At 73.9% G+C, this 12920-nt stretch carries 7 protein-coding genes; 3 read left to right on the top strand and 4 right to left on the bottom strand.

Annotated elements, in window-relative coordinates; all coding sequences use genetic code 11:
• Window positions 1-39: 39 nt before the first annotated feature.
• Window positions 40-378 carry an FmdB family zinc ribbon protein gene (locus WME89_RS11330; protein ID WP_438009210.1) on the bottom strand — a complete coding sequence of 113 codons (339 nt, stop codon included), beginning with the start codon at window positions 376-378 and terminating at the stop codon, window positions 40-42.
• Between the two features lie 275 nt (window positions 379-653).
• Here WME89_RS11330 and smc point away from each other — a divergent pair, with 275 nt between their 5' ends.
• The 3 genes from smc (at window position 654) to WME89_RS11315 (ending at window position 6635) form a co-directional block, all read left to right on the top strand.
• Window positions 654-4259 (top strand): chromosome segregation protein SMC, encoded by a 3606-nt coding sequence (gene smc / locus WME89_RS11325; RefSeq protein ID WP_438009209.1) that lies wholly within the window; start codon window positions 654-656, stop codon window positions 4257-4259.
• Window positions 4256-4828: a hypothetical protein gene (locus WME89_RS11320; protein WP_438009208.1), complete on the top strand. Its 573-nt coding sequence runs from the start codon at window positions 4256-4258 to the stop codon at window positions 4826-4828. Before smc ends, WME89_RS11320 begins: the two co-directional genes overlap by 4 nt.
• 157 nt (window positions 4829-4985) lie before the next feature.
• Window positions 4986-6635, top strand: a complete 1650-nt coding sequence (locus WME89_RS11315) for an ATP-binding protein (protein ID WP_438009207.1) — start codon at window positions 4986-4988, stop codon at window positions 6633-6635.
• Between the two features lie 64 nt (window positions 6636-6699).
• Here WME89_RS11315 and dnaE read toward each other — a convergent pair whose 3' ends face one another.
• From dnaE to WME89_RS11300, 3 genes are read right to left on the bottom strand one after another with little or no spacing between them, the layout of a single operon-like run.
• The gene (gene dnaE, locus WME89_RS11310) at window positions 6700-10059 is read right to left on the bottom strand and encodes a DNA polymerase III subunit alpha (protein WP_438009206.1); all 3360 of its coding nucleotides are present in this window, start codon (window positions 10057-10059) and stop codon (window positions 6700-6702) included.
• Window positions 10056-11936, bottom strand: coding sequence for a DinB/UmuC family translesion DNA polymerase (locus tag WME89_RS11305; RefSeq protein WP_438009205.1), 1881 nt, complete (start codon window positions 11934-11936; stop codon window positions 10056-10058). Before WME89_RS11305 ends, dnaE begins: the two co-directional genes overlap by 4 nt.
• Before the next feature lie 13 nt (window positions 11937-11949).
• Window positions 11950-12747, bottom strand: a complete 798-nt coding sequence (locus WME89_RS11300; protein WP_438009204.1) for a recombinase A — start codon at window positions 12745-12747, stop codon at window positions 11950-11952.
• Window positions 12748-12920 lie beyond the last annotated feature (173 nt).

Raw genomic sequence — 12920 nt, 5'->3', positions numbered from 1 at the left:
CCCCCCGTCGTCGATGGGCGCGACGGCGGCGCGGCGGCGTCAGGCCGCCGCGGGGGCGGACGACGCGCCGGAGTCGCTCTTGGTGCTGCCGCTCGTCGAGGGGGAGCTGCTCGATCCGGCGTCGGAGCTCGTTCCCGTCGACCCGGAGGAGCTGCCCGACCCGCCTTCCGATTTCGCGGGCGGCTTGTTCGAGCCCGAGGCGTAGAGATCGGAGTACCAGCCACCCCCCTTGAGGATGAAGCCCGTGCCGCGCGAGATCTGCCGCCGGGCCGTCGCGTTGTGACACGACGGGCACTCCGTCAGCGGAGCCTCCTTGATGGACTGCTCGGCCTCCCATTCATTCGCGCAGGATGTGCAGGCGTACTCGTAAGTAGGCATGGCGTTTCTACTCCTCGAAACAACGCGAGGGATATGGCCACGTTAGCCACCTGTCAAGGCGGCTGCCAGGAGCGGCCGTTTCGTTTTGGACGCCGCTCCGGCCGCGCGCGCCGCCGCCGGATGCGCAAGACCTGGTCCTCGATGCACGCGTGAGAGACGGGTTTCCGGTCTTGCCGCGCGACGCCAGCGCACGTAGACCCGGGGATGCCAGATGTGACGGTACGTGGCGTGCTGTGACCATACGTTAAGCCCGCCTGACCGGTCCCGGGGACTTCATGCGCATTCGAAAGCTCGAGATCAGCGGGTTCAAGTCGTTCGTCGACCGGACGGTGGTCCATTTCGACACGGACGTGGTGGGCATCGTCGGTCCGAACGGCTGCGGCAAGTCGAACATCGTCGACGCCATCCGGTGGGCCATCGGCGAGCAGAGCGCGAAGCACCTGCGCGGTAAGTCGATGTCGGACGTCATCTTCAACGGCTCCGAGACCCGCGCCCAGCACGGGATGGCCGAGGTGACGCTCACCTTCGACAACAGCGAGCCCACGGCGGCGTCGCAGCTCCCGCTCGAGTACCGCGACTACGCCGAGATCGCGGTGACGCGCCGGCTCTTCCGCGACGGGACGAGCGAATACCTCATCAACAAGACCCAGGTCCGGCTCAAGGACGTGACCGACCTCTTCCTCGGCACCGGCGTGGGCACGAAGGCCTACTCGATCGTCGAGCAGGGCAAGATCGGGCTCATCGTCTCGGCGCGGCCGGAGGACCGGCGGATGCTCATCGAGGAGGCCGCCGGCATCACGAAGTACAAGGCCAGGAAGAAGCAGGCCGAGCAGAAGATGGACCAGACGCGGCAGAACCTGCTCCGCGTGGGGGACATCGTCTCCGAGATCCAGCGCAACCTCGCGTCCCTGAAGCGCCAGGCGGCGAAGGCCGAGCGGTACGTCAACTACCGCAAGGAGCTCGAGGACCTCGTGCTCCACGAGGCGTCGCACAAGCTCCTCGAGATCACGGTGCTCACCCAGCGCGAGTCGTTCGGCAGGGCCGAGCACGCCGAGCGCGCGCAGGTGGCGCGGACGGCGCTCGCCGCGCGCGAGGCCGAGATCGAGGTCACCCGGCTCGAGGCCCTCGCGTGCGAGGAGCGGGCCGAGAAGGCGCAGAACGAGGCGTTCGCGGCCGACAACCAGGTGCGCACCCACGAGGCGGAGATCGCGCGGGCGCGCGACAGGCTGCGCCACCTGGAGGAGCGGCTCGTCACCGCGGCCAAGGAGCAGGGCGAGCTCGAGAAGACGGTCGAGGAGCTCACGACCGAGAAGGCGCAGCTCGAGGCGCAGCTCGCCGGGGTCGAGGAAGAAGAGGCGCGGGAGAGCGAGCTCGCGCTCGAGCAGCACGAGCGGCTTGAGGAGCTGCGGCACGGCGAGCGCACCGCCGAGCACGAGGTCGCCGCGCTGCGCCGGCGGGCCGCCGAGGCCACCGCGGCGGTCGCGGCCGCCGAGGCGTCGCTCGCCGGGTTCGACCGGCGCATGACGGAGATGAGCCAGCGGCGGGCGAAGCTCGAGGACGAGGTCGGGCGGCTCATGTACGAGTCGGAGGAGCTCGAGCGACGGCGCTCGTCGCTGACGCGGAACGTGGCGGAGCTCGCGGAGGGCAAGCGCATCTCCGCGGAAGAGCGGTCGCGGCTCGATGTTGAGATGAAGGCGCTGCGGGAGCAGGCGGTCGCGAGCGATCGCGCCGTGGAGCACGCGAAGAACGAGCTCGGGCAGCGGCGCAACCGGCTCCGCGCGCTGGAGGAGCTGCACGCCCGGCTGGAGGGCGTCGGCGCCGGGGTGAAGAACCTCCTCAAGAGCAAGGACCCGGCGCTGCTCGGGCTCGTGGCCGACCGGATCGAGGCGCCGGCCGAGCTGACCGCGGCCTTCGCGGGGCTGCTCGGGGACCGGCTGCAGTGCGCGGTCGTGAGCGACGTCGAGCGCGGGATCGCGCTGCTCGCGGATCTGTCGAAGAACAACCGCGGGCGGGCCAGCGTGATCGCGGCGCGGCCGGCGTTCGTGGCCGGCGCGTCGCGGCGGCCGCCGCGCGGCGAGGGCGTGCTCGGGCCGCTCGTGGACCGGCTCGTCTTCGCGCCCGCGGACGAGGCGCTGGCGCGGGCGCTCGTGGGCGACGCGGTGGTCGTGGCGTCCGCCGAGGTCGCGGCGCGGCTCGCGGCGGAGGGCGTGGGGTGCACGCTCGTGGCGCTCGACGGCACGGTCGTCCGCGAGGACGGCGTGGTGAGCGGCGGCTCGGGCGACGCGGTCGCGGCCGGCATGATCGAGCAGAAGCGGGAGATGCGCGCGCTGCACGAGTTCGTCGCGACCAAGTCGGAGGAGGTGACGGCGCTGCTCGACGCGCAGCAGAAGCTCCGCCTGCGGATCACCGAGGTGGGGACGGCGCTGGAGCGGGCGCGCAGCGAGGCGCACGAGGGGGAGCTCGCGCTCGTGACGGCCGAGAAGGACCTGCGCCGCGCGGAGGAGCAGCTCGCCGCGGCGCAGAAGCGCGAGGGCGTGGTGCGATCCGAGCTCGAGGACCTGGCCGACAACCTCGACGCCGGCGGGAGCGAGCAGCAGGCCGCGCGGGACAAGCTCGCGTCCGGCCGCGCGGCGCGCGAGGCGGCGGCGGCCGGCCTCGATCACGCCGAGCAGGTCGCGGCCGAGTGGCGCGAGCGGGTGCTCGGGCAGCAGTCGGTCGTGACCGAGCGCAAGGTGAAGCTCGCGCGCGTGCGCGAGCGCGCGGCGGCGGCGCGGGGTACGGTCGAGCGGCTCACGCGGTCGTGCAACGAGCTCAGCGGCCGGATCACGCGGCTCGACCAGGAGCGGACGGAGAGCGCGATCGGCGCGGGGAAGGCCGCGGCGACGATCGTGATCGCGCGCGAGGCGCTGGTCCGCGCCGTCGCCGAGGCGCACGCCGCGCAGGCGGCGCTGACCGAGGCGCGGCGCGCGCTCGACGAGGCGCGCCAGGCGCACGCGGGGCGCGAGGCCGACCTGCGCGGGCTGCGGCAGGAGCTCGCCGACGTGTCGGCGCAGCTCAGCAAGCACGAGCTCGCGCTGGAGCGGCTGCGCGTCGAGCACAACCACCTCATCGAGGGGGTGCGCGAGCGCTTCCGCGGGCTGGAGCTCGCCCGCGTGGTCGGCGACTACCACAAGCGGCCGCCGGTCGACGCCTCGCACCGCGCGCGCATCCAGGAGCTGACGGAGCTGCTCGACCGCATGGGCCCCGTCAACCTCGACGCCGTGCGCGAGCACGCCGAGGCCGAGGAGCGGTACACGTACTACTCGGGCCAGAAGGCCGACCTCGAGAAGGCGCTCGACGACCTCGAGAAGGCGATCGCCCAGATGAACCGCGAGTCGAAGCGGCTCTTCAAGACGACGTTCGACGGCATCAACACGCGCTTCAAAACGCTGTTCCCGAAGATGTTTCGCGGCGGGCAGGCTGAGCTCAGGCTGACGAACCCCGACGACATGCTGGAGACGGGGATCGAGATCCTGGCGCAGCCGCCGGGCAAGAAGCTCGGGAACATCGAGCTCATGAGCGGCGGCGAGAAGGCGCTCACCGCGGTGTCGCTGATCTTCGCGATCTTCCAGTTCAAGCCGTCGCCCTTCTGCATCCTCGACGAGGTCGACGCGCCGCTCGATGAGGCGAACGTGGCTCGCTACAACGAGGGCATCCGGAGCATGACGAGCCACTCGCAGTTCATCCTGATCACGCACATCAAGCGCACGATGCAGTCGGTCGACGTGCTCTACGGCGTGACGATGCAGGAGCCCGGCGTGTCGAAGCTGGTCAGCGTGAGGATCAACGAGACGGCGAAGCGCCCGGAGCGCGAGGCCGCGCCGGCGGCGGCGGTGGCGTGAGCGCCGGCTCGGCGGCGGAGGCGGCGGCCGCGCGGCGCCTGTCGCGCGGCGCCTCGGGGCTGCGCCACCTCCGCTGGGCCCGCGAGGTGCTGGCCACGCTCGAGGCGCACGTCGAGCACAACCCGGCGCTCGACGGCGCCGAGCGCGAGGCGCTCCGGGGCGAGGCGCGCGCGCTCGCGGGGGCGGTGCAGGCGCTCAGCGGGGCCGTGAAGCCGTACCGGGACTTCCTCGAGCGGACGCGGGTGCGCTACCGCGGGCGCGTGCGCCTCGCCGAGCACCTGGTGCGGGAGGCTGACGCAGGCCACGCGGACGAGGGGGCGCGCGCTCGCCTCGAGGAGTCCCTGACCGAGCTCGCCGGGATGGAGGCGACGCAGCGAGGGCCGCTCAAGGCAGCGCTGTCGGCGGAGATCGACCGGCTCCGCGAGGCGATGGCGCGGATGGACGCGCGCCTCGAGGAGCGGCTCTCCGCGGCGTTCGTCGAGAGCCTCTACCCGCCGCTCACGGACGGCGCGACGCGGGTCGCCGACGACGGCGATCCCGACGACGACGCGGCGGCGAGCCCTCGCTAGCGCCGCGCGACCGGCGAGCCGCCGTCGCGCGAGCGGCTCGAACGAGGGCCGGCGGCGCGGCGCGGCGCGTGGGCGGGCGGAGGGGACGGATCACCTGCCTGCACGCCGGGGTCGAGATGCGGTAAAGGGGCTGCGAACACACGCTGAGAGGACGTCGATGGGCTGCGCGGAATCGGCCGCTATCCTGCTCCTCCGCGGGCGCGCCGCGGTGAGCGAGCGATTCGAAGCGCTGATCCGACGCCACGTGCCGGACGCCGGCGTCACCTCCGATCCCGAGCGCGCGCTCGAGCGATGCCTGCGCGAGCCGCCGCCGGTGCTCGCCGTCGACTGGAGCGACCCGGCCGGGGCCGCGGCGTTCTGCGGCCGCGTGCGCTCGCACCCTGGCGGCGAGGCGGTGCTCCTCCTCGCGCTCACCGAGCGCGACGCGGACGTGGACGGCATCCTCGCGGCGGGCGCGAGCGACTTCGTGATCGTGGGCGATGAGCGCGAGGACGCGGGCGCCCGGGCGCGGCTCGCCGTCGCCCGCGAGCGCGCCGCGCGCGAGGCCGTAACGCGCCACGCGCTCGCGCAGACGCAGGCCCGCCTCGTCCTCGCCGGCCGCATGGCGAGCGTCGGCACGCTGGCCGCAGGCGTCGCCCACGAGATCAACAACCCCCTCGCCTTCGTCATCACGAACGTCGACGCCGCCATCCGGCGCATCGGCGCGATCGAGCGGCGGAGCTACCCTGCGCGCAGCGGCGCGTGGGGTCGCGCTCAGGGCGACGGCCGCGGGCCGTCGAGCGAGCTCTCCGAGGTGCTGAGCCTCCTCGAGGACGCCCGCGAGGGCGCGGAGCGGGTGCGGCTCATCGTGCGCGACCTCCACACGTTCTCGCGCGCCGAGGAAGACCGCCGCGGGCCGGTCGACGTCCGGCGGGTGCTCGACTCCTGCGTCCACATGGCGATGAACGAGATCCGGCACCGCGCCCGCGTCGTCCGGAGCTTCCAGGAGGTGCCGCCGGTCGAGGCGAACGAGCCACGGCTCGCGCAGGTCTTCTTGAACCTCATCGTGAACGCCGCGCAGGCCATCCCCGAGGGGCTCGCCGAGCAGAACTTGATCGAGCTCTCGACGCGCCGCGACGCCGCCGGGTGGGTCGTCGTCGAGGTACGCGACACGGGCTCCGGCATCGCGCCCGAGTCGCTCGGGCGGATCTTCGACCCGTTCTACACGAGCAAGGAAGCGGGCGAAGGGCTGGGCCTGGGGCTCGCGATCTGCCACGCCATCGTCACGGCCCTGGGGGGGCGGATCGAGGTGGAGAGCTCCCCCGGCGAGGGGAGCACGTTTCGCGTCGTCCTCCCCGCGGCCAGCGAGGCGCGCGCCCCGGCTGCGCCCGGCGCCGGCGCGTCGCGCTCGCCGCACGAGAACGGCAGGCTCGCCGCGTCCGAGCCGCAGGCCGCGCCGCGGCGGCGGGTCCTCATCATCGACGACGAGCCGCTGCTCACGCGGGCCATCGCGGGGACGCTCGAGCCGCGGCACGAGACGACTGCGACGGCGAGCGCCCGCGACGCGCTCGCCCGGATCCGCGGCGGAGAGCGCTACGACGCCATCCTGTGCGACCTCATGATGCCCGACATGACGGGGATGGATTTCTACGCGTCGCTCGCCGAGCACGCGCCCGAGCAGCAGCGCCGGGTCGTCTTCCTGACCGGCGGCGCCTTCACGGAGCGAAGCAAGGCGTTCCTGCAGCAGGTCAACGCCCGGCTGCTCCTGAAGCCGTTCGACGCGGCGACGCTGCTCTCGCTGGTCGACGAGGTGGTCGCCTCGCGCTGACGCGCGCGAGGCGCTTCGATCGCCGCGTCGCCGACCCGCCCTGCGCCTCCGCCGCCGCGCGCGCTCAGTGGTAGTCGCGCGACTTGAGCGCGACATCTTCCCCGCTCGGCAGCTCCAGCCGCTCGAGCTCGCGCGCGACCACGTGGATCACCTCGCCCTGACGCTCGACCCGACCGGCGACGAGCAGGAGCGCGGCGTGCCGCGCCACCTGGTAGTGATCCGCGAAGACCTGCTTCTGGACGATGACGTTGACCACGCCGGTCTCGTCCTCGAGCGTCACGAACGTCACGCCGCTCGCGGTCGCCGGCCGCTGGCGCCCGACCACCATCCCGGCGACCCGAACGGTCTCCCCGTTGCGCGCCGCCTTGATCTCCTCGGCCGTCCGCACGCGCCCGGCCCCGCGGCGCTGCTTGAGCGCCGGCCGCACGTGCCGCATCGGGTGATCGTGCAGCGACAGGCCCACGCGGCCGTAATCCAGCGCGAGCTGCTCCAGCGGCCTGAGCGGAGGGAGCCCCACGTCCCTGTCCTTCTCGATGGGCACGCCCTCGAACAGCCCCTCCACGCGCGGCGCGCGCGCCCGCCAGAGCGCCTCTCTCCGGGCGGGCACCATCGCGGCGAGCGCTCCCGCCTCGGCGAGCGCTTCCACCTCGTTCTTCTTCAGCTCCGCCCGCCGTACGAGATCCGGGAGGCTCTTGAACGGCGCGTCCTCGCGCGCCGCCATGATCGAGGCCACGGCCGCCTCGCCGAGCCCCTTCACGAGGCGCATGCCGAGCCGCAGCGCCGGGCCCGTCGCGGGCTCGGCGCCAGGCTCGAGGGTCGTGTCCCACGCGCTGCGCACGACGCACACCGGCCGCACCTCCACGCCGTGCCGCTGGGCGTCCTGCACCAGCGCCGACGGGCTGTAGAACCCCATCGGCTGCGCGTTGAGCAGCGCGCAGGTGAACGCCGCCTGGTGGTGGACCTTGAGCCAGGCCGACGCGTACACGAGCAGCGCGAAGCTCGCCGCGTGCGACTCCGGGAAGCCGTACTCCCCGAAGCCCTGGATCTGCTGGTAGAGCATCTCCCCGAACTTCGCCGAGATCCCCCGCTCGGCGAAGCCCTGGATGAGCCGCCCGCGGTGCCGCTCCAGGCGACCGTGCTTCTTCCACGCCGCCATGTCGCGGCGCAGCTGATCGGCCTCGCCCGGCGTGTATCCCGCGCCGACCATCGCGATCTGCATCACCTGCTCCTGGAAGAGCGGCACGCCGAGCGTGCGCTCCAGGATCGGATCCAGGCACGGGTGCGGGGACACCGGCGGCTCCTGCCCCGTCCGCCGGCGCAGGTAGGGGTGCACCATCCCGCCCTGGATCGGCCCGGGCCGCACGATGGCCACCTCGATCACCAGATCGTAGAACCTGCTCGGCTTGAGCCGCGGGAGCATCGCCATCTGCGCGCGGCTCTCGATCTGGAACACCCCGACCGTGTCGGCCCGGCCGATCGCCTCGTAGACCGCCGGATCCTCCGGCGGGATCTGCGCGAGCGCCGCGATCGGATCGAACGCGGCGCCCCGGCCTGCATGGCCCCAGGGCGCCGCGGGCGCGAGGGCCCGCTCCGCACCGACCGAGGCCCCCTCCTCGGGCGCGGCGCCCCGCCCCGCGTCGACCGCGGCCGGCTCGGGCGCGGCGTCCCGCGCCGCGCGCTGCGCGTGGGCCGCGGGCCTCGCGAGCTCGGCGTAGCGATCCGCGTGGATCAGCGCGAGCGCCTTGCGGATCGCCGTCAGCATGCCGAGGGCCAGGACGTCGATCTTGAAGAAGCCGAGATCGTCGAGGTCGTCCTTGTCCCAGGGGATCACCGTGCGGCCCTCCATCCGCGCGGGCTCGACCGGGGCGACCCTGTGCAGCGGCTCCGACGACAGCACGAAGCCGCCGACGTGGATCGAGAGGTGGCGCGGAAAGCCCTCCAGCGCGCTCGCCATGAGGACCGCTTGCCGGACGCGCACGTCGTCCGGATCGAGGCCCGCCTCGCTCACCCGCTGCTCGGTGATGTCCGCCTCGTGGTGCACCACGAGGCCGCTCAGCCTGTCGACCTGGTCCGGCGAGAAGCCGAACGCCTTGCCCACCTCGCGCAGCGCGCTCTTGCCGCGGTAGGCGATCACCTCCGAGACCATCGCCGCGCGATCGCGGCCGTACATCTCGTAGATCGCCTGGATCACCTCCTCCCGCCGCTCGTGCTCGAAGTCGACGTCGATGTCCGGCGGCTCGTTGCGCTCCTCCGAAAGGAAGCGCTCGAAGAGCAGGTTGGACCGGGCCGGATCCACGGCCGTCACGCCGAGCACGAAGCACACCGCGCTGTTCGCCGCGCTCCCGCGGCCCTGGCAGAGGATCTGCCGCGCGCGGGCGATCTTCACGACCTGCTGCACGCTGAGGAAGTACGGGGCCACGCCGAGCTTCGCGATGAGCGCGAGCTCCTTCTCGATCTGCGCTCGCACCTGCGACGGCGTCCCCTCGGGGTAGCGGTCGCGGCAGCCCTCGTCGGTGAGGCGGCGGAGCGCCTGGTCCGACGTCTCCCCCGGCTTGCACAGCGCGTCGCTCGGGAAGCTGTAGCGGAGCTCGGAGAGCGAGAAGCGGCAGCGGGACGCGACCTCCACCGTGCGCGCGACCCAGGCCGGGTGATCGCGGAACAGCGCCGCCATCTGCGCGCCGGACCGCACGTACGCCTCCGCGTTCGGCGCGATCCGCGTGCCGGCCTGATCGAGCGTGGTCTTGGTCCGGATGCACGTGAGCACGTCGGCGAGCGGCTTGCGCGAAGGGTGGTGGTAGAAGGGGCGCGCGGTCGCCACAACGCAGGGGCCGTAGCGCCGCTCCGCCGCGAGGGCCGCCGCGACGCGCTCGCCGTCCCGGCGGTCGAGGTGCTTCCAGGTCGCGACGAGCGCGCGCTCGCCGAACGCGTCGCGCAGCGCGCCGATGAGCGCGCCGGAGACGTCCGCGGGCACGAGCGGATCGAGCGGCACGATCGCGGTGAGGCCCCGCTGCGCCGCCGCGATCGCCTCCGCCGAGATGCTCGCCGTCCCCTTCTCGCAATCGGCGTGCGCGATCGTGAGCAGGCGGCAGAGGTTCGCGTACCCCTCGCTGTCCTCGACCAGGAGGACCACCGACGGCTGCACCTCCGGCGCGCGATCGGCGCGCTGCGCGGCGCGATCGGCGGCAGCGCGCGGCGTGCCGATCGTCAGCTCGGCGCCGACGATCACCCGCTGCTCGATCTTCTTCGCCGCCGTGTGCGCGCGGACGCTGCCGTAGATCCCGTCGCGATCGCAGAGCGCGAGCCCCTCGAGGCCGAGCTCCTTCGCGCGGTGCACGAGCTCCTCGGGGTGGGAGGCGCCCTCGAGGAACGAGAAGCAGGAGCGGCCGCAGAGCTCCACGAACGGCACCGAGGCGCCGGCGCTCACTCGCACCACCCCTGCAAGAAGGCCTCGCCCGTCGCGCGGTCGACGTAGATCCACGCCTCGCCGCAGGAGCTCGCGCTCGCGCCGTCACGCGAGGAGCGCAGCTCGCCGAGCCGCGGGGCGGCCCTGCCGGAGGGAGCGCCGGAGACCAGCCAGGCGCGCGCGTAGTCGCGCGAGGCCGGCGTGGGCGTCCACCACTCCACCGCGTCGATCCGCATCACGAAGGAGAGCCGCTCGATCGCGTAGAGGTGCCGATCGACGGCCACGATCGCCCCCCGCCCCACGCGGCCGAGCGGGATCGGCTGCGCGAGGAGCCGCGCGGGCTCCGGCGCCGGCTGCTCCGCCCCCTCCGCGCCCGCGCCCTGCTCCGCCGCGGCCCGCTCCGCCGCCGCGCGCGCGCGGGCGGCGGCGGACGAGCGCGCCGTGGCCGCCTCGTCCGCGACCGGCACGAGCCGCGAGCGCGCCTCGGGGCGGTGCGCGTCCGCGATCTCCAGGACGCCCACCCGCTCGGCGCCGATCTCGGCCGAGAGCTCGGCCAGGAGCGCCGGCAGGCTATCGGGATCGACCGAGCGGTCGCGCGACAGGTCGAGCTGCACCTGGCGGGCGCGCGCGATCCGGGAGGCGATGAGGTGGACCCCGACCGCGGGCGCCGCGAGCTCGATCCGCTCCAGCTTCGCCTTGATCGGGCGCAGCAGATCGCCCGCGTCCGAGAGGGGCACCGGCATGTCGACGTGGAAGCGCAGCGAGGGGCCGCGCTCCTCGTCCTCCAGGAGAAGCGCGGCGTCGTCATCGCGATCGCCGAGCCGGAGCCGCGCGATCGAGCGATCGTAGGCGATCGCCACGTTGAGCCGCCCGCACGCCTCGCCGCGCGCGGAGAGCCGTGACGCGATCCGCGACGTCATGCCGCGCAGCACGAACAGGAGCGACTCGGCGTTCTCGACAGGCTCGTCGAAGAGCACCTCCTCCTCGATGAGCCGGGGCACCTCGAACGGCAGGAGCGGCACGGGATCGCGGCCGGCGAGGAGCTCCATCACCTCGGTCGTCCGCGGGCCCAGCCGCGCCGCCACCTGCGCCCGCGGCAGGCGCGCGAGGTCCTCGACGCGGAGCACGCCGAGCCGGACGAGGAAGCTCGCCACCTCGCGCTCGACCGGCAGCGCCTGCACCGGCAGCGGCCCGATCGCCTGCGCGCCCTTGCCGGGCGGCGCGATCAGGGCATCGGCCCCTCGCCCGCCATCCAGCGCGCCGAACCGCGCGAGCGCCTGCGCGAGCCGCGGCCCGTCGGCGATCGCGAGCCGCGCCCGGTGGCCGAGCGCCGCCACGCGCTCGCCGAGCTCGTCGAGCAGCGCCTCCTCGCCGCCGACGAGGTGCGACGCCCCGGTGATGTCGAGCCACACCGTGTCGTACGGGCCGTCGCCCCAGGGGCTCCGCGCCTCGCTCGCCGCGCGCTCTCCGGCGCGGCTCGCCCGCGACGCCCCCGAGCGCGGCGCGCCGGCGCGCGAGCCGCCCTGCTCGCCGAGCTGGATCGCCGCCGTCGCCCCGAGCCCGAGCGCCACCTCGGCGACCCGGCCGAGCGCCGCGTCGATCTCGGCGAACGTCACCCGGTGGATCGCCAGATGCGCGACCAGCGCCGCCGCCTCGACGACCTTCTGCCCCGGCCTCACCCCGTACCGCCTCGCCTCGTCATCGACAACGTCGATCACCGCCGCGGGCGCCTGCGGCTCGCGCTCGGCCCCCGCCGCGAGCGCCGTCCGGCGCTCCTCGTCGCCGCCGACGATCACGGCGAGCGGCGCCTTCCCGCTCGGCGAGACCGGTCCACGCTGCTTCACCAGCTCGCACGCGAGCTGCGGGAGCACGATCGCCACAATGCGCCTCACCGCCATCGCTCCTCCTCCCTCACACCCTCGACAGCGCGGGCCGCGGCTCGCTGCTGACCGCCGCCCGCTCCGCCTTCGATCGCTGCCCCAGCACCACCGGTGTCGGCGAAGTCACGCGCCCGCGGCGATCCTTGGCGACGCGGACCATCAGCCGATCTTCGGCGACCTGCTCGAGCTCCAGCCGCATCGCGACAGGCAAAGGCATCGGCCGTGCCGCCTGGCGGTCGGTGAGGAGCAGGATCGTCCCGTCGCTCCCCTCGGTCGCCAGGGCGAGCTTGCGCACCACGTTGACCCAGCGCGCGAGGTCCTCCTCGCGGCGCCCCGCCGCGGGCGCGCTCCGCTCCCCCTTCACCGCCCCCTGACCGAAGGCCCCCGGGACCCCGGCCACGTCGATCACCAGCACCGCGAACGCCCGGCTCATCGCCATCCGGACCGCGACCTTCGCGAGCATCTCTGCGGGGGGCCGCGCCACGAGCAGGCGGCTCAGGTCGACCCCCGCCCGCGCGACCGCCGGCGCGAAGAGCGAGCCGCTCGGGTCGATCCACGCGCACCAGGCGCCCGCCGTCGCGCTCGTCCCGCGCAGCCGCGCCTCCGCCTGCGCCGAGGCGCACGCGGAGAGGGCGATCGAGGTGGAACGCCCCAGCCCCCGAGGCGCAGCGAGCTCGACCACTCCTCCGCGCGGCAGACCCCCTTCCGGGAGCGCGTCATTAATTTCCTGTATGCCGAGCGGGAGCGTCTTGGCGCGCGCTTCAAACTCGGGGAGGGTGTGACGAAGGAGGTCCCGGGCGAGAGGAGCGGCAAGAGCGACGGGCGACATACTGAACATGGTAACAGTGCCCCCGCGAAGCTGCCAACTTTGCTGGACGAACAACGTCCTACCCGTGCTCGGCGCGTCCGCCTTTCGCCTTTCCTGGGCGGCGGGATGACCTGGCCGGCGATCTACGGTCGGCAGGGATGACAGGACGACGGGGATGAGGGGAATGCCCGTCC

Origin of the sequence: Sorangium sp. So ce321 (assembly GCF_051530195.1) — a bacterium.
GTDB lineage: Bacteria > Myxococcota_A > Polyangia > Polyangiales > Polyangiaceae > Sorangium.
This window is presented reverse-complemented; position numbering and strand designations above follow the sequence as displayed.